This is a genomic window from Crossiella sp. NPDC003009 (assembly GCF_053591555.1).
In genome coordinates, this window is record NZ_JBSFUA010000073.1 from 1 (window position 1) to 21,242 (window position 21,242).

At 72.2% G+C, this 21,242-nt stretch carries 16 protein-coding genes; 8 read left to right on the forward strand and 8 right to left on the reverse strand.

Going from position 1 to position 21,242, the window contains the following annotated elements:
- Window positions 1–361 precede the first annotated feature (361 nt).
- A complete protein-coding gene (locus tag ACWDY5_RS39215; RefSeq protein WP_449727200.1) occupies window positions 362–997 on the forward strand; it encodes a hypothetical protein in 636 nt (211 codons plus the stop codon).
- Between the two features lie 19 nt (window positions 998–1,016).
- Complete coding sequence (gene coaE, locus ACWDY5_RS39220) at window positions 1,017–2,213, forward strand: dephospho-CoA kinase (protein ID WP_449727201.1); 1,197 nt, start codon at window positions 1,017–1,019, stop codon at window positions 2,211–2,213.
- A 1-nt stretch (window position 2,214) separates the two neighbouring features.
- Here the strand turns inward: coaE and ACWDY5_RS39225 are convergent, their stop codons facing one another.
- Together ACWDY5_RS39225 and ACWDY5_RS39230 are read right to left on the reverse strand one after the other, a co-directional pair.
- Entirely contained in the window at window positions 2,215–2,475 is a 261-nt protein-coding gene (locus ACWDY5_RS39225) for a hypothetical protein (RefSeq protein ID WP_246492678.1), read from the reverse strand.
- A gap of 410 nt (window positions 2,476–2,885) precedes the next feature.
- Window positions 2,886–3,422 carry a DUF402 domain-containing protein gene (locus tag ACWDY5_RS39230; protein ID WP_252483983.1) on the reverse strand — a complete coding sequence of 179 codons (537 nt, stop codon included), beginning with the start codon at window positions 3,420–3,422 and terminating at the stop codon, window positions 2,886–2,888.
- Window positions 3,423–3,572: 150 nt separating this feature from the next.
- On the opposite strand from ACWDY5_RS39230, the gene ACWDY5_RS39235 reads away from it, so the two are divergent.
- Both ACWDY5_RS39235 and ACWDY5_RS39240 read left to right on the forward strand, forming a co-directional pair.
- Window positions 3,573–4,778, forward strand: a complete 1,206-nt coding sequence (locus tag ACWDY5_RS39235; protein ID WP_449727202.1) for a DUF5685 family protein — start codon at window positions 3,573–3,575, stop codon at window positions 4,776–4,778.
- Between the two features lie 15 nt (window positions 4,779–4,793).
- The gene (locus ACWDY5_RS39240) at window positions 4,794–5,921 is read left to right on the forward strand and encodes a DUF5685 family protein (protein WP_449727203.1); all 1,128 of its coding nucleotides are present in this window, start codon (window positions 4,794–4,796) and stop codon (window positions 5,919–5,921) included.
- Between the two features lie 646 nt (window positions 5,922–6,567).
- On the opposite strand, the gene ACWDY5_RS39245 is transcribed toward ACWDY5_RS39240, so the two are convergent.
- On the reverse strand, window positions 6,568–7,125 hold the full coding sequence (locus ACWDY5_RS39245) for a hypothetical protein (RefSeq protein ID WP_449727204.1): 558 nt from the start codon (window positions 7,123–7,125) through the stop codon (window positions 6,568–6,570).
- A gap of 134 nt (window positions 7,126–7,259) precedes the next feature.
- Between ACWDY5_RS39245 and uvrB the strand changes: the two genes are divergently transcribed.
- Both uvrB and ACWDY5_RS39255 read left to right on the forward strand, forming a co-directional pair.
- The gene (gene uvrB / locus ACWDY5_RS39250) at window positions 7,260–9,401 is read left to right on the forward strand and encodes an excinuclease ABC subunit UvrB (protein ID WP_449727205.1); all 2,142 of its coding nucleotides are present in this window, start codon (window positions 7,260–7,262) and stop codon (window positions 9,399–9,401) included.
- A 174-nt stretch (window positions 9,402–9,575) separates the two neighbouring features.
- Window positions 9,576–10,004, forward strand: coding sequence for a VOC family protein (locus ACWDY5_RS39255; RefSeq protein ID WP_449727206.1), 429 nt, complete (start codon window positions 9,576–9,578; stop codon window positions 10,002–10,004).
- Between the two features lie 26 nt (window positions 10,005–10,030).
- Here the strand turns inward: ACWDY5_RS39255 and ACWDY5_RS39260 are convergent, their stop codons facing one another.
- The 5 genes from ACWDY5_RS39260 to ACWDY5_RS39280 form a co-directional block, all read right to left on the reverse strand.
- The gene (locus ACWDY5_RS39260; protein WP_449727207.1) at window positions 10,031–13,174 is read right to left on the reverse strand and encodes a BTAD domain-containing putative transcriptional regulator; all 3,144 of its coding nucleotides are present in this window, start codon (window positions 13,172–13,174) and stop codon (window positions 10,031–10,033) included.
- A gap of 323 nt (window positions 13,175–13,497) precedes the next feature.
- Window positions 13,498–14,391: an ABC transporter permease gene (locus ACWDY5_RS39265; protein ID WP_449727208.1), complete on the reverse strand. Its 894-nt coding sequence runs from the start codon at window positions 14,389–14,391 to the stop codon at window positions 13,498–13,500.
- Entirely contained in the window at window positions 14,388–17,297 is a 2,910-nt protein-coding gene (locus tag ACWDY5_RS39270) for an alpha/beta fold hydrolase (RefSeq protein ID WP_449727209.1), read from the reverse strand. Before ACWDY5_RS39270 ends, ACWDY5_RS39265 begins: the two co-directional genes overlap by 4 nt.
- A 116-nt stretch (window positions 17,298–17,413) precedes the next feature.
- Window positions 17,414–17,719: an antibiotic biosynthesis monooxygenase family protein gene (locus ACWDY5_RS39275; RefSeq protein ID WP_449727210.1), complete on the reverse strand. Its 306-nt coding sequence runs from the start codon at window positions 17,717–17,719 to the stop codon at window positions 17,414–17,416.
- Window positions 17,716–17,994, reverse strand: a complete 279-nt coding sequence (locus ACWDY5_RS39280) for an antibiotic biosynthesis monooxygenase family protein (RefSeq protein ID WP_449727211.1) — start codon at window positions 17,992–17,994, stop codon at window positions 17,716–17,718. Before ACWDY5_RS39280 ends, ACWDY5_RS39275 begins: the two co-directional genes overlap by 4 nt.
- 245 nt (window positions 17,995–18,239) lie before the next feature.
- On the opposite strand from ACWDY5_RS39280, the gene ACWDY5_RS39285 reads away from it, so the two are divergent.
- A complete protein-coding gene (locus tag ACWDY5_RS39285; RefSeq protein ID WP_449727212.1) occupies window positions 18,240–19,238 on the forward strand; it encodes a TerC family protein in 999 nt (332 codons plus the stop codon).
- A 53-nt stretch (window positions 19,239–19,291) separates the two neighbouring features.
- Window positions 19,292–21,238 (forward strand): alpha/beta fold hydrolase, encoded by a 1,947-nt coding sequence (locus ACWDY5_RS39290; protein WP_449727213.1) that lies wholly within the window; start codon window positions 19,292–19,294, stop codon window positions 21,236–21,238.
- Window positions 21,239–21,242: the final 4 nt, after the last annotated feature.

Sequence of the window (21,242 nt, forward strand, 5' to 3'; positions counted from 1 at the left end):
GCCCGCTCGCCCCGGCCCGCTCGGCCCGGCCGGCTCGGCTCGGCCCGGCCCGCTCGCCCCGGCCCGCTCCGCTCGTCCCGGCTCGGCTCCGCTCGTCCCGGCTCGGCTCGGCCCGGCCCGCTCCGCTCGCGCCGCCCCAGCCCGGCGGGACCTCAGCCTCGCCGGATCCCATCCCCCAGGCCCCCAGCTCCGCCCCACTTCAAGCCCCCGCCCCACCTGCGGCGTCGCCCGCCCCGCCCCGCAATCTCGCCCTACCCACCAGCTCACCCCACCGCTAACCTCGCCCCGGCCCCGGCCCCCGTCTCGCCATTCCCCCGATTCGCTGCCGCGCGACACCCGCCCGCGGCACTACGTTGATCCCATGACCAGGGTGCTCGTCCTCGCTGTCGCCGCTGTGTTCACCGCGCTGACCGCCTGTTCCAGTGGCGAAACGCCCAAGGACAACCCGGCCCCGCCCATTCCCGCGCCGGCCACCAGCACCAGTCCCAGCAGTGCCGCGCCGCCGAAGCCGCTGGCCAAGGACTGCGCGGACGTGCTCACCGCCGCCGACGTCGAGACCGCACTCGGCAAGACCAACGGCGGCACCGGTGTCCGGTCCGTGGTCGGCGTGCCCGAGCCCAAGATCGGGCGGACCGGGCGGCTCGGGTGCTACTACGGGCCGCCGCAGGACGTGCCGCCGAGGGACGCGCCGGCGGGGCAGGCGGGTTCGGCGCTGGTCGAGCTGGGGCTGGCGACCTATGCCGACGAGGCGGCGGCGTTGAAGCGGGTCCGGGCCACCGTGGAGACCGAGCGGGGCAAGGGGGCCGCGGTCAACGACGTGCAGGTGGGGTCGGACAAGGCGGTGCTGGTGGTGGCGGAGAAGCAGCGGACGCTGGTCTACGCGGTCGGGCGCAGCACCATCGCGTTGACCTTGCCCAGCGGCGTGGTGCCCGATGACCGGGCCGGTCCGGCACTCGCCGAGCTGGCGGCCAAGGTCGCGGCGGGCGCGCCGCGCTGACCTGGCAGACTTCCTTCCCGTGTTGCGCATCGGGCTGACAGGTGGCATGGGGGCTGGCAAGTCGACGGTGGCCGGGCGGCTCGCCGAGCACGGGGCGGTGGTCATCGACGCCGACCGGATCGCGCGCGAGGTGGTCGAGCCCGGCACCGATGGGCTGGCCGAGATCATCGCGGAGTTCGGCGACCGGGTGCTGGCCGAGGACGGATCGCTCGACCGCGCCGCGCTGGGCGGGATCGTCTTCCAGGACGAGGCGGCCCGGCTGCGGCTCAACGCCATCGTGCACCCCAGGGTCGGCGCCCGCACCGCCGAGCTGATCGAGGCCGCCCCCGCCGACGCGATCGTGGTCTACGACGTGCCGCTGCTGGTGGAGAACGGCCTGGCCCCCGGCTTCCACCTGACCATCGTGGTGCACGCCCCGGTCGAGGAACGCCTCCGTCGCCTGGTCACCTCCCGCGGCGTGCCGGAGCAGGACGCGCGGGCCCGGATCGCGGCCCAGGCCACCGATGAGCAGCGGCTGGCCGTGGCCGACGTGTGGCTGGACAACAGCGGCTCGCCCGACCTGCTCATGCCGGTGATCGACGCGCTGTGGACGGACCGGCTGGTCCCGTTCGAGGCCAACGTCCGGCTGCGCCGCAGGGCCGAGCGCGGCAGCGCCCACATCGTGGACTACCGGCCCGACTGGCCACGGCGGGCCGAACGCCTGATCAACCGGATCCGTGCGGTCGCGGGGGAGCGGGCGCTGCGGGTGGACCACATCGGGTCGACCTCGGTGCCGGGCCTGGCCGCCAAGGACGTGATCGACCTGCAGCTCACCGTCGCCGCCATCGAGACCGCTGACGAGCTGGCCGCCCCGCTGACCGAAGCCGGGTTCGCCCCGGTGCCCTGGGCCGACCGGGACAACCCCAAGCCCACCGACCCCGATGTGACCCGCTGGCAGAAGCGCCTGCACTCCTCATCCGACCCCGGACTCGCGGCCAACCTGCACATCCGGGTCGCGGGCATGCCGAACCAGCGTTTCGCCCTGCTGTTCCGGGACTGGCTGCGCGCCGTGCCCGCCGAGCGGGTCGCCTACGAGCAGATGAAGCGGGAGCTGGCCGAAAGCCTCGCCGGTGAGCCCACGACAAGGGAGTACGCGCTCAGCAAGGAGCCGTGGTTCGACCAGGCGTTCGAGCGGGCGAACCTCTGGGCCGAGGACAGCGGCTGGTCGCCGGTCTGAGCTACAGCGGCGGCCAGATCTCGTAGACGCCTCGGGAGGTCAGCCAGGCGCCCAGGTCATGCCGGTGCCTGCTGATCTCCTCCAGGGTGCGGTGCACCACGCGCAGCGCCAGGTCGGCGTCCGCGGAGCGCAGCACCTGACCGGCGACCGCGGCGGCGAACTCCTCCGAGCGCACGATGCGCGCGGTGGTGCCGCCGGGCACGGCGAGCCCGAGCAACAGGTCGGTGGTGCGCCACGCGCGGGTGTCCCGCTGCACGCGCACCGCGGTCAGCACACTGGGCGCGGTCCGCGCATGGCGGGAACGCGGCCGATAATGAGTCAGCCGGAGACTGAGATCTGGCAGCAACCAGGTCACCTCGGCCTCAGCGAATGGATCTTCCGGAGTCCAGCATTCCGTACGAAGACCCCACGGTTCCACCCGGCACTCGGAGAGTTCCCGGGTTGTTCCCGACGAATAACTGCGCACCGCGGTGAACGTGTCGACCACGTCGACCAGCTGCGGAGTGATGACCGCGCCCACAACCCCAGACAGTAGTGGGAGGGGTGCGAGCCGTGACAAGCCGGGTCGTTTTGTTACATCACGGCTGGTAAGCGAATCGGTATCGATCGGGTGGGGCAGGGCGACACGCGACCAACGGCGGTTGACCGCGCTGACACACGGCGACTAATGGACTATTCGGTTCGCCAGGTCAGGGAAATACCTTCGGCTGCCAGCCACTTCTCGGTCAGGTAATCATATCGGGTGATGCCTTCCACCGAGTGATGCACTGTCTGCAATGCCCGTTCGGCCGTTGGAGTGTTTATCAGGCCCGCGTTCACCGCCGCCAGTAGTTCGTCGGTGTCCAGCACCTCCAGCCGCTCGCCGGGATAGACCACGATGTCCAGGTAGTGGTCCACGCTGCGCCACACGCCGGGGCCGCGCTCGACGTCGACGATGTCCAAGTAGAGGTAGTGCCGTCGCACCCGCTCCGGCCGGAACGTCCAGTTCGACACCCGCAGCCCGAGTTCTGGCAGCAGCCAGCTCTGTAGGTAGGTCATCTTCGGGTGGTCGACCACCGGGCGGGCGAGGTAGAGACCGAACGGCTCGACCCGGTACTCCTCGACCCGCCGTACGAACCCCTTGGGGTCGGTGTTGGTCATCGCGGCGAGGTCGAACAGCTCCACCTTCGGCGGATGGATGTGCGGGCTCTCGGCGGCTGCGCTCATCATGCCGCCATCCTGCCCAGGCCAGGTTGCGGATGATTCCGCTGACGGAACCAAACTGGTTACACGAAACGGTGAACTTGGCTGGTCCTGCCGACCTAAGATCCCGCCCAGCCACCGGTGTGGGACCGGTGGCCTCGTACTGGGGGCAGGGGCTTGTTCGGGATCATTCGGCCTTGCCGGCACCGGCTGCCGGAACCGCTGCGCGCGGCCTGGTGGGCACACCTGTGCGGGCTGTGCCTCGCCCTGCGGGACGCACACGGTCACCTGGCGCGGGCGGCCACCAACTACGACGGCTTGGTCATCTCCGCGCTGGTGGAAGCCCAGCGGACCGGGACGAAGGCCCGCCGCGCCGCAGGCCCCTGCCCGCTGCGCGGCATGCGCGGGGCGGAGGTCGCGGTGGGCGAGGGCGCCCGGCTGGCCGCCGCGGTGTCCCTGCTGCTGGCCTCGGCCAAGATCGCCGACCACGTCACCGACCGGGACGGCCTGTTCGCCTCCCGCGCCGGTGCGCACGCCGGGCGCAGGCTGGCCGCGCGCTGGCACCGGCAGAGCACCGCGGAGTCGCGGATCGTCGGCTTCGACAGCGAGCTGGTCTTCGCCGCGATCGACCGCCAGAGCGGGCTGGAGTCCGCGGTCGGTCCGGGCAGCTCGGTGCTGACCGTCACCGAACCGACCGAGACCGCTACCGGCGCCGCGTTCGCGCACACCGCGGTGCTGGCCGGTCGCCCGCACAACGCCGCGCCCCTTGGTGAGGCCGGGCGCAAGTTCGGGCGGATCGTGCACCTGCTCGACGCGGTCGAGGACAGCGCGGCCGACTCGGCCACCGGCTCGTGGAACCCGCTGACCGCCACCGGCACCGACCTGGCCGAGGCGCGGCGGCTCTGCGATGAGGCGGTGCGGGGCGTCCGGCTCGCGCTCAAGGAGGCCGAGCTGGCAGACCAGCGGCTGGTGCACGCGCTGCTCGCGCACGAGCTGGAACACGCCGTCGACCGGGTCTTCGCCCAGCAGCAGGATCCGCCCACCGAGCCGTTCCCGATGCCGGAACCGCCACCCGAGGAGGTCCCGAGGGGCAAGCGCGCCCGGTGGCCGTGGGTGGCCGGCTGCTCCGGGCTGGCGCTCGCCGTCTGCGGTGGCTGCGCGGCCTGCGCGCGGTCCTGCCGCACGGACGGGCTGCGCTGCAACACCGAGGGCTGGGACCGGTGCGTGGCCGGGTGCAACCAGTGGTGCCAGGGCGAGTGCGGCGGCTGCTGCGACGGCTGCTCGAGCTGTGACTGCGGCGACTGCAACTGCGGCAGCTGTGACTGCGGCAACTGTGGCGGTGCCTGCGGCAACTGCGCCGGCGGTTGCCAGTGTCAGTGTTGACGAGGGGGACTGACGATGTTCGGAATCATCCGGCCGTGCCGGCACCGGTTGGACGAGTCGCTGCGCGCGGCCTGGTGGGCGCACCTGTGCGGCCTGTGCCTGGCCCTGCGTGATGACCACGGTCAGGTCGCGCGCACCGCGACCAACTACGACGGCCTGGTGATCTCCGCGCTGGTGGAGGCCCAGCAGAACGGTGCCCGAGCCCGGCGCAAGGCCGGCCCGTGCCCGCTGCGCGGCATGCGCGGCGCGGAGATCGCCAACGGGGACGGGGCCCGGCTGGCCGCGGTGGTGTCGCTGATCCTGGCCTCGGCCAAGATCTCCGACCACGTCGCCGACGCGGACGGCGTCTTCGCCGCCCGGCCAGTGGCAGGGGTGGCCCGCAGGCTCACCGCCCGCTGGGCCGAGCGCGCCGGACGCACCGGCACCGGCCTCGGCTTCGACACCGCGGTGCTGCTGGACGCGGTGCACCGGCAGCCCGAGGTGGAGGCCGCGGCCGGGCTGGGCAGCTCGGTGCTCGCGGTGACCGAGCCGACCGAGACCGCCACCGGCGCCGCGTTCGCGCACACCGCGGTGCTGGCCGGTCGCCCGCACAACGCCGCGCCCCTTGGCGAGGCCGGTCGGCTGTTCGGCCGGATCGTGCACCTGCTGGACGCGGTCGAGGACCTGGAAGCCGACCGGGCGGCCGGGGCCTGGAACCCGCTGCTGGCCACCGGTGTGGACCTGGCCGAGGCGCGGCGGCTGTGCGATGACGCGGTGCTGGGCGTCCAGCTCGCGCTCAAGGAGACCGAGCTGGCAGACCAGCGGCTGGTGCACGCCCTGCTGGCGCACGAGCTGGACCAGGCGGTCCGGCGCACCTTCGCCCAGGCCGACCCGCACGCGCCCGAACGGGACACCCCGAACAAGCACGAGGCCCCCGAGACCAAGGGCAAGCAACGCGGACTGGTCCTGGGCTGCGGAGTGGCCGCGCTGTCCCTGTTCACCTGCCAGACCTGCTGCGCCGCCGAGTACCACGACCCGTGGACCGGGGAGCGCAAAGAGGGTTGGTGCCACCGGGACAACTGCTGCAACGACTGCTGCGGCGAGTGCTGCAACCCCTGCAACTGCTGCGAAGGCTGCTGCTCCAACTGCTCCTGCGACTGCTAGGCGCAGCCCCGCCGCTCTGCGGGCCGCGTCGGCGTGTGGCCCGCAGGGCACGGTCACTTCTCCGGAGTGGCGATCCGGGGCATCGAGGGTGGTGCTCGCGCCCGCGGTGACACGCACCTGGGTGGCGGCGAGGCGATCGGGCGCCTCACCGGACCACTGCCACGCGTACTCGACCTTCATGTCCGGGACCTGCACTCGGCGGTCGTTGGGGACGCCTGACCGGTCTTGAGATCCGGAGGACGCGGGCGTAGCGCTGAGGCGGAGCTCAGAGACGGCCGCGCCGGTCTTGGCGTCGGTGATCGAACCGGCCCCGTCGAAGCGCACCCGCCCCTCGGTGGTCTCACCGAACGTGAAATCGACCAACTTCGCGTCCTCGGGCATGAAGGAGCCGATCCACCACCCGGCGCTGGTTGCCGTTGAGGTCGTTGAGTCGTACCCCGGCCACCGCAGGCCTGGCCGGTCCCGGCGGGACGTTGCCGGAGATCGAGCCGGTTTTGGCGGCCGCAAGGACCGCGGTCATGCCCAGGATGCAACGTGGTAAATGTCCGGGGAAGCGCTACTGGCGGCCGCTGGATCCCTCCAAGTCCAGTCGGACGCAGTCGGCCGGGTGGGGAGACCGGTGCCGGGACACCCAGGTTGTCGTGGGTCATCGGCGCGCCTCGCCCCAGTCCGGCGCGGCGTCGGAGCGGTCGGCGGGTGCGGACCGGGTGGCCAGCTCGCGCAGGCGTGCCAGGCCGGCGAGCACGTCGGCGCGGTTGGCTGCCGCCTTCATCCAGGGTGGTAGCCGGGAGAGCATCGACCTGTTCGACCGGGGCTCGCCGCGTTCCCGTAGCCGGGCGCCGGTGTAGGCGGTCAGCTCGGTCACCTGGTCGAGGTTGTAGGCCCAGAGGACCTCGCCGGCGCACCGCGTCTGCAACCACAGTGGGCGTCTGAAGTACGGGTCCTCGGGGCCGCCCAGTGCCACACCGGCCGACGCCTTGGCCGTATGCGCCCAGTCCGCGGTTGTGCCGCAGCCGGCGCAGACCAGTCGGCGTGGGGTGAACACCAGTTCGCCCCAGGACTCCGGCTTCGGCAGGCCGGGTCTTGGCACGACGGCCGCGCGGCCGCCGCAGCGCGGGCACACGATGAGGACGTGGCCGATGAAGTGCGACAGCCACTGGCCTGAGTCGTGGTGGCGGAGCTGCTGCTGGGGCGCTGTGTTCACGTTGGCCACCATGACAGGGGGCCGGGTCACCAGCGAAATCAGTTATCCACAGGGCTGGCGGGGGTCTGGAGTTATCCACAGGCCCCGGTGGGCGGGATCGCCGACTGTCGGTCCCTGCGCCTACAGTCGCAGACGTGGCTGAAGCACCCGTGATCGCACACTCGCAGTTCCGTCCCGTCGGCGACATCGCCCGCACCGACGGGCGATTCCGCATGGTCGCCGACTACCAGCCCGCAGGCGACCAGCCCGCGGCCATCGAGGAGCTGGAACGGCGGATCAAGGCGGGCGAGGAACACGTGGTGCTGCTCGGCGCCACCGGCACCGGCAAGTCGGCCACCACCGGCTGGCTGGTGGAGCGGTTGCAGCGGCCGACGCTGGTGCTCGCGCCGAACAAGACCCTGGCCGCCCAGCTGGCCAACGAGCTGCGCGAGTTCTTCCCGGACAACGCGGTCGAGTACTTCGTCAGCTACTACGACTACTACCAGCCCGAGGCCTACGTCCCGCAGACCGACACCTACATCGAGAAGGACTCCTCGACCAACGACGAGGTCGAGCGGCTGCGCCACTCCGCCACGATGAGCCTGCTGACCAGGCGCGACGTCATCGTGGTCGCCTCGGTGTCCTGCATCTACGGCCTCGGCACGCCGCAGGAGTACCTGGACCGGTCGGTGCGGCTGAAGGTCGGCGACGAGGTCGTGCGGGACGAGCTGCTGCGCGCGCTGGTGGACGTGCAGTACACCCGCAACGACATCGCCTTCGCCCGCGGCACGTTCCGGGTGCGCGGGGACACCGTGGAGGTGATCCCGGCCTACGAGGAGCTGGCCGTCCGGATCGAGTTCTTCGGCGACGAGATCGACAAGCTGTACTACCTGCACCCGCTCACCGGCCAGATCGTGCGCGAGGTCGACGAGCTGCGGGTCTTCCCGGCCACCCACTACACCGCCGGTCCGGAGCGGATGGAGCGGGCGATCAGGGACATCGAGGCCGAGCTGGCCGACCAGCTGGCCAAGATGGAGAAGCAGGGCAAGCTGCTGGAGGCGCAGCGGCTGCGCATGCGCACCGCCTACGACATCGAGATGATGCGCCAGGTCGGCTTCTGCTCCGGCATCGAGAACTACTCCCGGCACATCGACGACCGGCCAGCCGGCTCGGCACCCGCGACGCTGATCGACTACTTCCCGGAGGACTTCCTCCTGGTCATCGACGAGTCGCACGTGACGGTGCCGCAGGTCGGCGGCATGTTCGAGGGCGACGCCTCGCGGAAGCGGACCCTGGTGGAGCACGGGTTCCGGCTGCCCAGCGCGCTGGACAACCGGCCGCTGAACTGGGAGGAGTTCTGCGACCGGATCGGGCAGACGGTGTACCTGTCGGCCACCCCGGGCCCGTACGAGATGGGGCAGGCGCGCGGTGAGTTCGTCGAGCAGGTCATCCGCCCGACCGGCCTGCTCGACCCGGAGGTCGTGGTCAAACCCACCGAGGGCCAGATCGACGACCTGGTGCACGAGATCCGGCTGCGCGCCGAACGCAACGAGCGGGTACTGGTCACCACGCTGACCAAGAAGATGTCCGAGGACCTCACCGACTACCTGCTGGAACTGGGCATCCGGGTGCGGTACCTGCACTCCGAGGTGGACACCCTGCGCCGGATCGAGCTGCTCCGGCAGCTGCGGCTGGGCGAGTTCGACGTGCTGATCGGCATCAACCTGCTGCGGGAGGGCCTGGACCTGCCCGAGGTGTCCCTGGTGGCGATCCTGGACGCGGACAAGGAAGGGTTCCTGCGCAGCGGCACCAGCCTGATCCAGACCATCGGCCGGGCCGCCCGCAACGTCTCCGGCCAGGTCCACATGTACGCGGACAAAGTCACCGACTCGATGCGGCACGCCATCGACGAGACCAACCGCCGCCGCGAGAAGCAGATCGCCTACAACAAGGCGGCCGGCATCGACCCGCAGCCACTGCGCAAGAAGATCGCCGACATCCTGGACGTGGTCTACGCCGAGGCCGAGGACACCGACTCGGTGGAGATCGGCGGTTCCGGCCGCAACGTCAGCCGCGGCAAGAAGCCGACCGGCGGGCGGGGCACCAGCGGCGTGCTGGTCGAGCGGGACGTCAAGGGCATGCCGCGCGCCGAGCTGGCCGACCTGATCCAGCAGCTGACCGACCAGATGATGAACGCGGCCCGCGAACTCCAGTTCGAGCTGGCCGGTCGGCTGCGCGACGAGATCGCCGACCTGAAGAAGGAGCTGCGCGGGATGGACGCGGCCGGAGTGCAGTGACCGCAGGCTGGACGGTGGCGCGGCCCGGCCGCACGCTCGGTCGGTTCGCGCGACTGCCGGGGTTCGCCGCGGCCACGGGTGCTCGGCTCAGCGGGGCCTGGCAGGAGGCCGGGGAGCCGGCTCGACGGCGGAGCTGGGCCGGGTGGTGACGGCGGTGGCGAAGGGGGAACTGGGATGGCGTGGGAAGTTCAGGTGGCCATGGACGCGAGTGATCCGAGCGGCCTGGCCGGGTTCTGGGCGCTGGCCCTGGGATACGTGCGGCAGCCGCCGCCACCGGGTCATGACAGCTGGGAGGCCTTCGCCGAGGTCAACGGGATGACTCACCTGCTCGGCGATCGTGACGCCTTGATCGACCCGGCGGGGCTTGGGCCTCGCCTGTACTTCCAGCGGGTGCCGGAGGAGAAGGCGGGCAAGAACCGCGTCCACCTGGACATTCGCGCCAGCAAGGGCGCTGAGGACGAGGCTGAGCGGGCTCGTCTGGTCGGCGAGCACGTCGCGCGGCTGGTCGCGGCGGGTGCCCGGGTGCTGTGGGAGGTTGACGAGCCCTCGGGCCGGTGCACCGTGCTGGCCGATCCCGAGGGCAACGAGTTCTGCGTGGCCTGAGGCGTCGCAGGCCAGCGGGTACGGGGTCAGGGCAGGTCGGCCAAGAGGGCCGTTGACTGCTCGGTGCCCAGGGGGTGGCCGCGTTCGGTGAAGACGGCCAGGGCCGCCTCCGCGGCTTCCCTGGCCGCCGGCAGCTCGCCCTGTGCCTGGCGGACCAAGGCCACCGTGTGCCAGGCCTTGCCTTCCAGGACGCCGAAGCCGAAGCGTTGGGCGACGGTCAGGGCGTTGTGGGCCATCGCGGCGGCGGGGGCCAGCTCGCCCATGGACAGGTGGGTGAGGGCGAGTTCGGTGCTCACGGTGACCTCGCCGACGCGGAACTCCGCTTGGCGGATCATGGACAGGGCGCGTTCGCCGTGCTGGATGGCCTGTTCATCCCTGCCGAGCAGGCGCAGGCACTGCGACATCGTGTTGAGCAGCTCCACCGCGACCACGCCGAGGCCGGCCTCGGTGGCCACCCGGTGGCCCTGCTGGCACAGGCGCAGCGCGCCCTCGTGGTCGCGCAGGGCGGAGCGTTGCTGGGCCAGGCCGCGCAGGGCCATGGACTCGATGTAGGCCATCTGGAACTGGGCGCCGAAGTCGCGGGCCTCGCTGTTGGCGGCCTGGGCCTCCTCGTAGCGGCCCAGCTCGTGCAGGGCACAGCCCAGCTCGATCAGGCCGAAGGCCTCGGCCAGCGGGGACTTGGCCTTGCGGCTGAGCTCCACGGTGTGGGTGGCCAGGGCCAGGCAGCGGGCCAGGTCGCCGCGGGCGTAGGCCACGCCGGTCAGGCCGGAGAGGACCAGGGCCTGGTTGGGCAGGTCGTTGAGCTCCTCGAACACGCGCAGCGCCCTGGAGTGGTGGTCGTCAGCCTCGTCCAGCTGACCCCGGTCCCAGCGCAGCAGGCCCAGGATGTGCAGCACGCTGGCCTCCGAGGGCACGATGCCCAGGGTGCGGTAGCCGCTGAGCGCGGACTGGCAGTGCGCCTCGGCCCGGCCGGACTCGCCGAGGCTCCAGTAGGTCTCGCCAAGGATGTCGTGCAGCACCGCCATGGCCAGGGTGTTGCGCTCGGCGGTGGCCGCGGTCAGGGCCGCGTTGATGGCGCCCAGCCAGCCGGGGAGCAGGCCGCGGAAGGTCATGGCGCAGCCGCGCAGCGCGTCGGCCAGCAGCCAGGCGCCGTCGTGTGGGCCGTGCTGGGCGGCGTGGTGGATGGCCGCGATCAGGTTGGCGCGCTCGTCGTCCAGCCAGGCCATCGCCGCGTCGGTGCTGTCGATGGCCACCGGACCGGCGAAGTCCTCCACCCACAGCGCGGTGCCGACCAGCTGCGCCAGGCCGGGGCCGAGCAGCTCGACCGCGGCGCTGGCGTGCCGCAGGTACCAGCCGATCAGGCCGCGCACCGCCCGGTCCCGCTCCTCCTGGGTGCGTTCGGCCTCGATCCGTTCCCTGGCGTACTGCCGCAGCAGGTCGTGGCAGCGGTAGCGGCCCGGACCGGACTGCTCGACCAGGCTCGCGGTGCGCAGCTCGGCCAGCCGCTGCCTGGCCTGCGCCTCGGGCAGTCCGGCCAGCGCGGCCACCGCGGGCGCGGTCAGGTCGTCGCCGGTCATCAGGCCGAAGCAGGCGAAGACGTGCGCGGTCTCCGGTTGGAGCGCGCCGTAGGACAGGCCGAAGGTGGTGCGCACCGCGGCCTGTTCGTCGCCGTGCACGGTGAGCCGGCCCATCAGCCCGTCGGAGCCCAGTTCGGCGACGAACTCGGCCACCTCCTGCTCCGGGTGCACGGCCAGGTCGGCGGCCGCGATCCGCAGGGCCAGGGGCAGGTGCGCGCAGCGGCGGGCCAGTTCGGCGGTGGCGGCCGGGTCAGCGGCCACCCGGTCCGCGCCGATGATCCGGGACAGCAGCCGCACGGACTCGGCGGTGGGCAGCACGCTCAGCGTCAGGGTGCGGGCGTCGTCGAAGGCGGCCAGTCCGCGCAGCGCGTCCCGGCTGGTCACCACCACCGCGCAGCCGGGGGTGGCCGGCAGCAGCGGCCGGACCTGGTCCGCGCTGCTGGCGTTGTCCAGCACGATCAGCACCCGCCGCTCGGCCAGCAGCGAGCGGAACAGGCCGGCCTGCTCGTCCAGCTCGGCAGGCACCCGTTCGGCCCGCACGCCCAGCGCGCGCAGGAACCTGGCCAGCGCCTCGGTCGGCCCGAGGGAGGGGCCCTGGGCGTAGCCGCGCAGGTTCACGTACAGCTGCCCGTCCGGGAACCGGTCCCGGACCTGGTGCGCCCAGTTCACCACCAGGGTGGTCTTGCCGACGCCCGCGCTGCCGGTGACCGTGCCCAGCGGGCTGCTGTCCTCGATGTCCTCGAGCAGCCCGTCCAGCCAGGCCAGCGCGGCCTCCCGGCCGGTGAAGCTGCCGGTGGCCGGGGGCAGCTGGCGGGGCACCACCAGTTCCGGTCCAGCTGGTTCGGCCGAGCGCAGCAGGCTGGGATCGCCGCGCAGGATCCGCTGGTGCAGCTCACGCAGCTCCAGCCCCGGCTCGATGCCCAGCTCGGCCCGCACCACCGCGCGGGCCTGCCGGTACGCCGAGAGCGCCTCGGCCTGCCGACCGGCGCGGTAGAGCGCGAGCAGCAGCTGCGCCCACAGCTTCTCCCGCAGCGGGTCCTCACCGAGCAGGCCGCGCAGCACCGCGGTGGCCGCGTCGTGCTGACCGGCGGCCAGCATCGCCGCCACCCGCACGTCCTGCACCAGCCAGCGCTGGTCCAGCGCGGCCGCGGCGGCCGAGCGGGCCTGGTCGGTGTCCAGCTCGCCGAAGGGCGTGCCCCGCCACAGCTCCAGCGCCGCACCGGCCAGGCGCAGCGCCAGCTCGGCGTCACCGGCGCTGAGCGCGGCGCCGGCGTTGTGCAGCAGCTCGCTGAAGACCGACAGGTCCAGCGCGTCGGCCGGCAGGTCCAGCCGGTAGCCGCCGGGCTGACTGGAGATGCGCAGGTCGGGGTGCAGCTGGCGGCGCAGCTCCCACACGTAGGTCTTGAGGTTGCCCGGCGCCGAGCGGGGCGGCTGCTCGCCCCACACCGCGTGCACCAGCGCCTCGGTCGAGACGGTGGCGCCCGCGTGCAGCGCGAGGGTGGCCAGCACCAGCCGCTGTTTGCGCGCGGCCAGGTGCACGGGCTCCCGGTCCGGCCCCCTCGCCGTCAGTGGACCGAGCACGTGCAACAACATCCACGGACCCCCAGTGGACTCCCGCTGGACCGGCGCTGGACCGGTCCGGGGCATCCTGTTCATGGTTCGGCACGGGCTCGCCCGGCCACCCGGGGTGGAGGACTCGAAGGTGGCCAGCCGGACCGTTCTGGGGAGGACGGGTGGCCCTCGGCAGGTCGCGAATCCTGACTGGGGGTCACCGCCTCATCCGGACCAGCCTAGGCGCGCAGGCGCTGCAACAGGGGGTGTTGCACAAGATCTCCAATGCTGGGCTGTGACGCGAACGGCGTGCGGAGGGGCCTCCGCACGCCGTTTCGGTCTGCCCGGCGCCGCGCCGGCCCCGCTCAGCTGGTGATGTCCTTGGTGGCGAACCGGCGGGCCGCCAGCATCAAGAACACCGTGCCGTAGACCAGCGCGGACAACACTCCGCTGGCCATGCCGGTCCAGTCGATGTCGGTGCTGAGCAGGTCGGCCCAGGCGAAGGAGTAGTGCGTGGGCAGGTAGTTGCGCAGGCTGCCCAGGTCGGTGATCTGGTCCAGGATCTGCGAGACGATGGAGACCAGCGCGGCCCCGCCCACCGCGGACAGCGGCGCGTCGGTGGACACCGACAGGTACAGCGCCAGCCCGGCCACCCAGAACAGGTGGATCATCAGGTACAGCATGGCCAGCCCGAGCGCGCTGAGCCCGTCGGCCAGCGGCACCGACTCGCCGGTGGGCGTGACCATGTCGCCGCCGCCGTAGAAGATCAGCCCGACGATCAGGGCCATGCCGGGCAGCACGATCAGCCCGGCGATGGCCAGCATGCCGGAGACGATCGCCTTCTGCCGCAGCAGCCGCCCGCGCGGCACCGGGATGGCCAGCAGGTACTTCAGGCTGGACCAGGACGCCTCGCTGGCCACGGTGTCGCCGAAGAACAGCGCGACCACGACCACCAGCAGGAAGCTGGAGGAGGCGAACAGCGCGAAGGTGACGAAGTTCTGCCCACTGGCGGTGGCCAGGTCGACCAGGCCACCGGAGCGGCGGGCGTTCTGGCTGGCGCCCAGCTCGAAGGCCAGCAGCAGCACCACCGGCAGCACCGCCAGCAGCGCCAGGGTGACCTGGGTGCGGCGGCGGCGCAGCTGGCGGGCCAGCTCCACCCTGATCGGCAGCGTGCGCGAGGCCCGGTAGCCCTCGATGGAACCGTCCGCGGCGACCTTGCGGTCGGTCAGCGGGTGCGTCACAGCCGTTTCCTCGCTCACTGCACGGTCTCCTCTCCCACCAGCTGGAGGAACGCGTCCTCCAGCCGTCGGCGCGGCCCCACCTGCTCAACCGCGACCCCGGCGTGCACCAGCGCGTTCACCGCCACCGAGCGCGGCAGCGCGCCCAGGTCGGCGTGCACCGTGCTGCCCTCGGCGCTGACCTCGCCGACGCCGTCGACCGCCTTGAGCGCGATCACCGCGTCGGAGGGGTTGTCCACCCGGAAGCTGACCTCGCCGCCACCGGCCACGATCTCGGCCACCTCGCCCTCGGCGACCAGCCGTCCGCGGTGCATGACCACCACGTGGCTGCAGGTCTGCTCCACCTCGGCGAGCAGGTGGCTGGAGACGACCACGGTGCGGCCGGTCTCGGCGTAGCGGCGCAGCACGTCGCGCATGTGGTGGATCTGCGGCGGGTCCAGCCCGTTGGCCGGTTCGTCGAGCACCAGCAGGTCCGGCAGGCCGAGCATGGCCTGGGCGATGGCCAGCCGCTGCCGCATGCCCTGGCTGTAGGTGCCGACCTTGCGGCGCACCGCGGTGCCCAGCCCGGCGATCTCCAGCGCCTCGGCGAACCTGGCCTCAGCCACCGGGCGGCCGGTGGCGGCCCAGTACAGGTGCAGGTTCGCGGTGCCGGACAGGTGCGGCAGGAAGCCGGAGCCCTCCACGAACGAGCCGGTCCGGGACAGCACCGGCGCGCCGGAGTGCACCAGGTGCCCGAACACCCTGATCTCGCCCTCGGTGGGCTGCACCAGGCCCATCAGCATGCGCAGCGTGGTGGTCTTGCCCGCCCCGTTGGGACCGAGCAGGCCCAGCACCTGACCACGCTCGACCGTGAAGGACAGCCCGTCGACCGCGGTGAGCTTGCCGGGGTAGGACTTGGTGAGGTCGCGGATGACCAGCGGGGTCTCCAGCAGCTCCTCGTCCACGTCGTCGGCCCGGCGGCGGCGGATCGCGGCCACCATCGAGGCGATCAGCGCGACCGCCAGCACCCCGCCGATCCCGGCCAGCGTGCCCCACGGGACGACTCCGGCCGAGCGCTGGCCGGGCACCAGCGGCACCGCCAGGGCGTTGTCCCCGGCCAGGCCGACCCGGTACACAGCGGGGTCCACGCTGGGCGCGTAGGACTGGTCGGTGGTCGCGGCGACCACCATCAGCCGGTTGCCCTCGGCCACCGGGCGGACCACGCCGGGCAGGGTCACGGTGACCTCGACCGGGCTGCCGTCCTGCGGCAGGTCCTTCACCCGGACCGGCGCGACCGCGCCACCGGCCAGGGTCCGCTGGCCTTCCTTGGCGACCTCGTAAAGCTTGACGAACAGCACCGCCTCGCCGGGGTTCGGCTGGCCGGGCACCCCGCTGACCTTCAGCCGCACCTGCGGCGCGCCCGCGATCAGCACCTGCTCGGCCACCGGCTCGGAGCCGAAGGCGGCGAACTGGCCGGGGATGTCCACCGCGAGGTTGGTGGCGATGGCGCTGCCGCCGCTGCCGCCGCCGACCCGGCCGCTCAGGCCGGGCACCGCGCTCAGCGCCGCCGGGTTGCCGCCTGCCGGGTTGAGCACCGGCTGCTCCGGGCCGGTCAGGGCGATCTTCTGCTGCTGCACCGGCGCGTTGTCCGGCCCGGCGAGGCCGGGGTAGTTCGCCACCGAGACGGTGCGCACCGCCGGTGCGCCGGTGCGCCGGAACGAGCCCTGCACCGCGTACTCGAACTCGGTGCCGGGGTCGGCGCCGCGGCCGGCCAGGTGGAAGTCGAACCACTGGCCGATCTCCGCGCGCAGCGCCGGTCCCGGCGCGCCGCCGTCGTGGCCACCGGCGTACCAGACCGTCTTGACCTTGCCGCCGGCCGCGGCGATCTGGCGGGCGTTGGCGTCGGACTGGTCCAGACCGAAGAGGGTGTCCGCCTCGCCTTGGACGATCATCGAGGGCACCGTGATCCGGTTGGTCACGCTGGCCGGGGAGGACCGGTGCAGCAGGTCCACGGTGGCCTGGGAGGCGCGGCCGGTGGTGGCCGCCTCGCGGTAGGCCGCGCACACCTCGGGCCGGAACCGGCCGCAGGTCAGCTCCTGTCCGCGCGGCTGGCCCTCGCCGGGCTGGCCCATGCCCTGACCACGGTCCTGGCCCTGGCCCGCGTCACCGGCGCCGGGCAGCGGTTCGGGCTGGCTGGTGGTGCTGCTGCCGGGTTCGGGGGCCTCGCCGCGCGGTTCGCCACCGGCCACCGAGGCCGGGCCGAGCCCGGCGGAGAAGAACAGTCCGGCCCAGGTCCGCTTGAACACCCCGTCGGTGCCGAACGCACCGGCCGCGGGAGTGCCGGCGGCCAGCGGCTGGGTGGTCCCGGCGTTGGGCAGCAGCGCCTGGCCCAGGTCGTTCCAGGTGATCACCGGCGCGATCGCGTCCACCCTGCGGTCGTACCCGGCCAGCATCAGCGCGAGCGCGCCGCCGTAGGAGCCGCCGGTGACGCCGACCTTGGGGTCGTTGTCGCCGTCCTTGGTCACCTCCGGCTGCCGGGACAGCCAGTCGACGAGCTGCTTGGCGTCCTCGACCTCGTACTCCGGCGCGTTGAGCGCGATCTGCCCGGTGGAGGCGCCGAAGCCGCGCGCGGAGTAGGCCAGCGCGACGAACCCGCGCTCGGCCAGCTCGCGGGACTCCTGGGCGACGCTGTTCTTGTTGCCGCCGAAGCCGTGCGCGACGATCACCGCGGGGGCCGGCGTCCGCTCCGGCAGGTACAGGGTGGCGTCGAGCTGGACGGGCTCGTCCTTGCGCGGTCCGTCCACCACGTCCAGGCGTAGCTCGCGCTGGCTGACGGCGGGCTTGACCTCGTCACGCTGGGACCACCAGAAGCCGCCGGCCGCGATCAGCAGCAGGGCGACGACAGCGAGCAGGGACCATGTCCTGCGGGCACGGGAGGGCCGGGGCACAACGCCAAGTTATGCCAACGTTGGTCAGGGGAGTGTGTGGCCCAGCCGAATCGGTATAGATCCGGTGTGCAGGGGGAAACCCCAATTCTGTGGGTGCGGCGCGGGTGAGATGTCGATCACCGGGTGATCAGTCCGGTGAGGTCCTCGGCGTGCTCCACCCTGGGCGGCTCGCGCAGGTGCTCGCTGACCGCGTCCCGCCAGCGCAGGAACGCCTCCGAGCGGTAGAAGTCCTCGGTGTGCGCCTCCAGCGTGGCCCACTCCGAGAGCAGCACGAACCGCTCCGGCGCGGAGGTGCAGCGGACCAGCCGGGCGGAGTGGCAGCCCGCGGCGCCGAGCAGCTCGGGCAGCGCCTTGTCCACCGCGATCAGGAACTCCGCCTCCGCGCCCGGCACGACCAGCAGCTCGGTGATGGTCAGGATCACGGCGCACCCGCCGGGTCGAACAGCTCGATCAGCGGCGGGGCGGCGAACAGCGGGGTCAGCTCCGGTGGCCACTGCCGGGCGGGCGCTGCCGAACGGGTGATCGTCTCCCACTCGACCAGCAGCACGAACCGGCTCGGGTTCTCCAGGCCCCTGGTCAGCCTGGCCGAGAGGCAGCCGGGTTCGGTGAGCAGTCGCCGCACCGTGACCTCGGCGAACGCGGTGAACCGCTCCTCTGCGCCCGGACGGAGCAGGAGCTCGGTGATCTCCAGCACCATGGGGGAGATCTTTTCACCCCAAGGAGGCCTTCAACAGTGCCCCGGATCACCCCTACTGGTGGACTTCAGGGTCCACATGAGAACGTTACACCGCTTGGAGGGGAGTATTCCTTCGCGGCGACATCGTCATCACGGCCGTCCCCAGTGACGTCCCGGTGCCGTCGACCGGCCTCTGGTCCGGTGGAAGAGACCTCCGGTCAGTGGCGTGTGTCTGGTGGCGTGTGCCCATGAACCGGAGGTGAACTGTGCTCGTCCCCGCTTGGCTGTGGATCGCGACTGTGGTCGGACTACTGGCCCTGATCGCGATCGACCTCGTGATCGTCGACCGCAAACCGCACGAGGTGACGGTCGGGGAGGCCTCCCGCTGGGTCATCTTCTACGTGGCCGCCGCGATCGTCTTCGGACTAGGGCTCTGGTATTTCTCCGGGTCCCAGTACGCCGGGGAGTTCTTTGCCGGCTACATCACCGAATACTCGTTGAGTATCGACAACCTGTTCGTGTTCGTGATCATCATGAGCACGTTCGCGGTCCCCTCGATCCACCAGCACAAGGTGCTGCTCATCGGCATCCTGTTGGCACTGGTCATGCGCGGCGCGTTCATCGCGGCAGGCGCGGCGCTGATCGAGCAGTTCAGCTGGATCTTCTACATCTTCGGTGGCTTCCTGCTCTTCGTGGCCTACAAGCAGGCGCGGCAGGGCGAGGGCAACGAGGAGGAGTTCAAGGAGCCCAAGCTCGTCGGCTACGCCCGCAAGGTGCTGCCGGTGACCAAGGACTACCAGGGCGCCAAGTCCTTCGTGAAGATCGACGGCAAGCGCTGGGTCACCCCGATGTTCATCGTGATGCTGGCGATCGGCCTGACCGACCTGCTCTTCGCGGTCGACTCGATCCCGGCGATCTTCGCGCTGACCAAGGAGCCCTACCTGGTCTTCACCGCCAACGCCTTCGCGCTGATGGGCCTGCGGCAGCTGTACTTCCTCATCGGCGGCCTGCTCAACCGCCTGGTGTACCTGCACATCGGCCTGGCGGTCATCCTCGGTTTCATCGGCTTCAAGCTGGTGTTCGAGGCGCTGGCCTCCAACAACCTGCCGTTCCTCAACGGCGGCAAGCCGATCGAGTGGGCCCCGCACATCGGCATCGAGGTCTCGCTGCCGTTCATCATCGGCGTGCTGATCATCACCACCGTGGCCAGCCTGCTCAAGACCCGCAACGACGCCAAGAAGGACGAGGCGACCGCCGCCAAGTGACGGCGAACTGAAAGGCTCGTGGGAAGGTCCTCCGGGCGGGTAGCTTGGCCCGCATGCGCCCGGAGGATCTTCCTTTTCTGCGAGTTCCCGGTATCCCCGCCCTGCACGGTGACCACCTGGTGGTGGCGGTCTCCAGTGCCGACGTCGCCGCCGACGCCTACCGGGGCGGGCTGTGGCGGGTGCCGCTGGCCGGCGGCACGCCGAGGCGGATCAGCACCGGGCTCGCCGACACCCAGCCGAGGATCTCCCCGGATGGCGCCTGGCTGGCCTTCCTGCGGGTGGCCGGTGACTCCGGCACCGAGGCCAGGCCGCAGCTCTACGTCATGCCCACCGCCGGTGGCGAGCCGGTCCGGCTCACCGAGCTGCCGCTGGGCGCCGGGGCGCCCGCGTGGGCGCCGGACTCCGGCTCGCTGGCCTTCACCGCCAGGGTGCCCGAGCCGGGCCGCTACGGCACCGCCAAGGGCGTCGGGCCCGAGGCCGAGCCGCCGCGCCGGATCACCAGCCTGACCTACCGCTTCGACGGCATCGGCTTCCTCGGCGACCGTCCGGCTCAGGTGCACGTGGTCGGCCTGCCGGGACCTGATGGCGCGACCACCCCGCCGCGGCGGCTCACCGAGCTGACCGTGGACGCCGCCGACGTCAGCTTCACCCCGGACGGGCGGCACGTGCTGTTCACCGCCCACCGCGCGCTCGGCGCGGAGGGACCCACCTTCCACACCGACGTCTACGCGGTCCCGGTGGCCGGTGGCGAGCCGGTGCTGGTGGTGCGCACCGAGGGCTCGGCGGAGTACCCGGTGGCCGACGGGGACACCGTGTACTTCCTCGGCGAGCACTTCCGGCCAGGCCGCTGGGTCGCGGTCAACCCGGGCCTGTGGTCGGCCCCGCTGCGACTGGACGGCGAACCGGAGCATCCGCTACGGTTGACCGAGGCGGAGTCGGTCGCGGTTGAGCGGGCGCCCGGTCCGCCCGTGGTGGTCGAGGGTGGCGTGCTGGTCGCGGTGGCGCACCGGGGCGCGGTGCAGGTCCGCCTGGTGCCCTCGGGTGCCAAGGAGGCGCCGCTGACCGAGCTGCCGCTGCTGGCGGGGGAGCGGGCCGCGGTGCTCGGCTTCACCGCGCACGGCGGGCGCGCCGTCGCGGTGGTGTCCACTGTGGACAACCCCGGCGAGGTGGTGCTGCTGGGCGAGAACCCGGTGACGCTGACCGACTTCAACGCCGACCTACGGGCCAAGGGGCTGCGTGGCTGGCGGGAGATCGAGACCACCGCGCCGGACGGCTACCCGGTGCACGGCTGGGTCATGCTGCCCGAGGGTGAGGGCCCGCACCCGGTGCTGCTGTCCATCCACGGTGGCCCGTTCCGCTTCTACAGCTGGGGCTTCTTCGACGAGGCCCAGGTCTACGCCGGCGCCGGGTACGCGGTGGTGCTGGGCAACCCGCGCGGCTCGGCCAGCTACGGCGAGGCGCACGGGGCGGTGGTGGCCGGCACCGGTCTTGGCGTGGCCGAGGACACCGGTGACCTGCTCGCGCTGCTGGACGCGGCCCTGGAGTCGCCGGAGCTGGACGCGGACCGGGTGGGCGTGATGGGCGGCTCCTACGGCGGCTTCATGACCGGCTGGCTGGCCGCGCACCACGGCGAGCGCTTCCGCGCGGCCTGGAGCGAGCGCGCGCTCAACGCCTGGGACTCCTTCGTCGGCTCCTCCGACATCGGCTGGTGGTTCGCCGACGCCTACGGCAAGGACGAGGAGACCCGGCGCAGGCAGAGCCCGCTCACGCACGCGGACAAGATCACCATCCCGTTCCTGATCGCGCACTCCGAACAGGACTGGCGCTGCCCGGTGGAGCAGGCCCAGCGCATGTTCGTGGCCCTGCAACGCAACGGCACCCCCTCGGAACTGCTGCTCTTCCCCGGTGAGGGGCACGAGCTGACCAGGAGCGGGCGGCCGAAGCACCGGGTGCAGCGCTTCGACGCGGTCCTGGAGTGGTGGTCCCGCCACCTCCTCTAGGGTG

Excerpts from the sequence above, each read along its gene's own strand:
- ACWDY5_RS39215 (WP_449727200.1), top strand. The coding sequence starts at position 362 with ATGACCAGGGTGCTCGTCCTCGCTGTCGCCGCTGTGTTCACCGCGCTG.
- ACWDY5_RS39230 (WP_252483983.1), bottom strand. The coding sequence starts at position 3,422 with ATGATGAGCGCAGCCGCCGAGAGCCCGCACATCCATCCGCCGAAGGTG.
- ACWDY5_RS39240 (WP_449727203.1), top strand. The coding sequence starts at position 4,794 with ATGTTCGGAATCATCCGGCCGTGCCGGCACCGGTTGGACGAGTCGCTG.
- ACWDY5_RS39255 (WP_449727206.1), top strand. The coding sequence starts at position 9,576 with ATGGCGTGGGAAGTTCAGGTGGCCATGGACGCGAGTGATCCGAGCGGC.
- ACWDY5_RS39260 (WP_449727207.1), bottom strand. The coding sequence starts at position 13,174 with ATGTTGTTGCACGTGCTCGGTCCACTGACGGCGAGGGGGCCGGACCGG.
- ACWDY5_RS39280 (WP_449727211.1), bottom strand. The coding sequence starts at position 17,994 with ATGGTGCTGGAGATCACCGAGCTCCTGCTCCGTCCGGGCGCAGAGGAG.
- ACWDY5_RS39290 (WP_449727213.1), top strand. The coding sequence starts at position 19,292 with ATGCGCCCGGAGGATCTTCCTTTTCTGCGAGTTCCCGGTATCCCCGCC.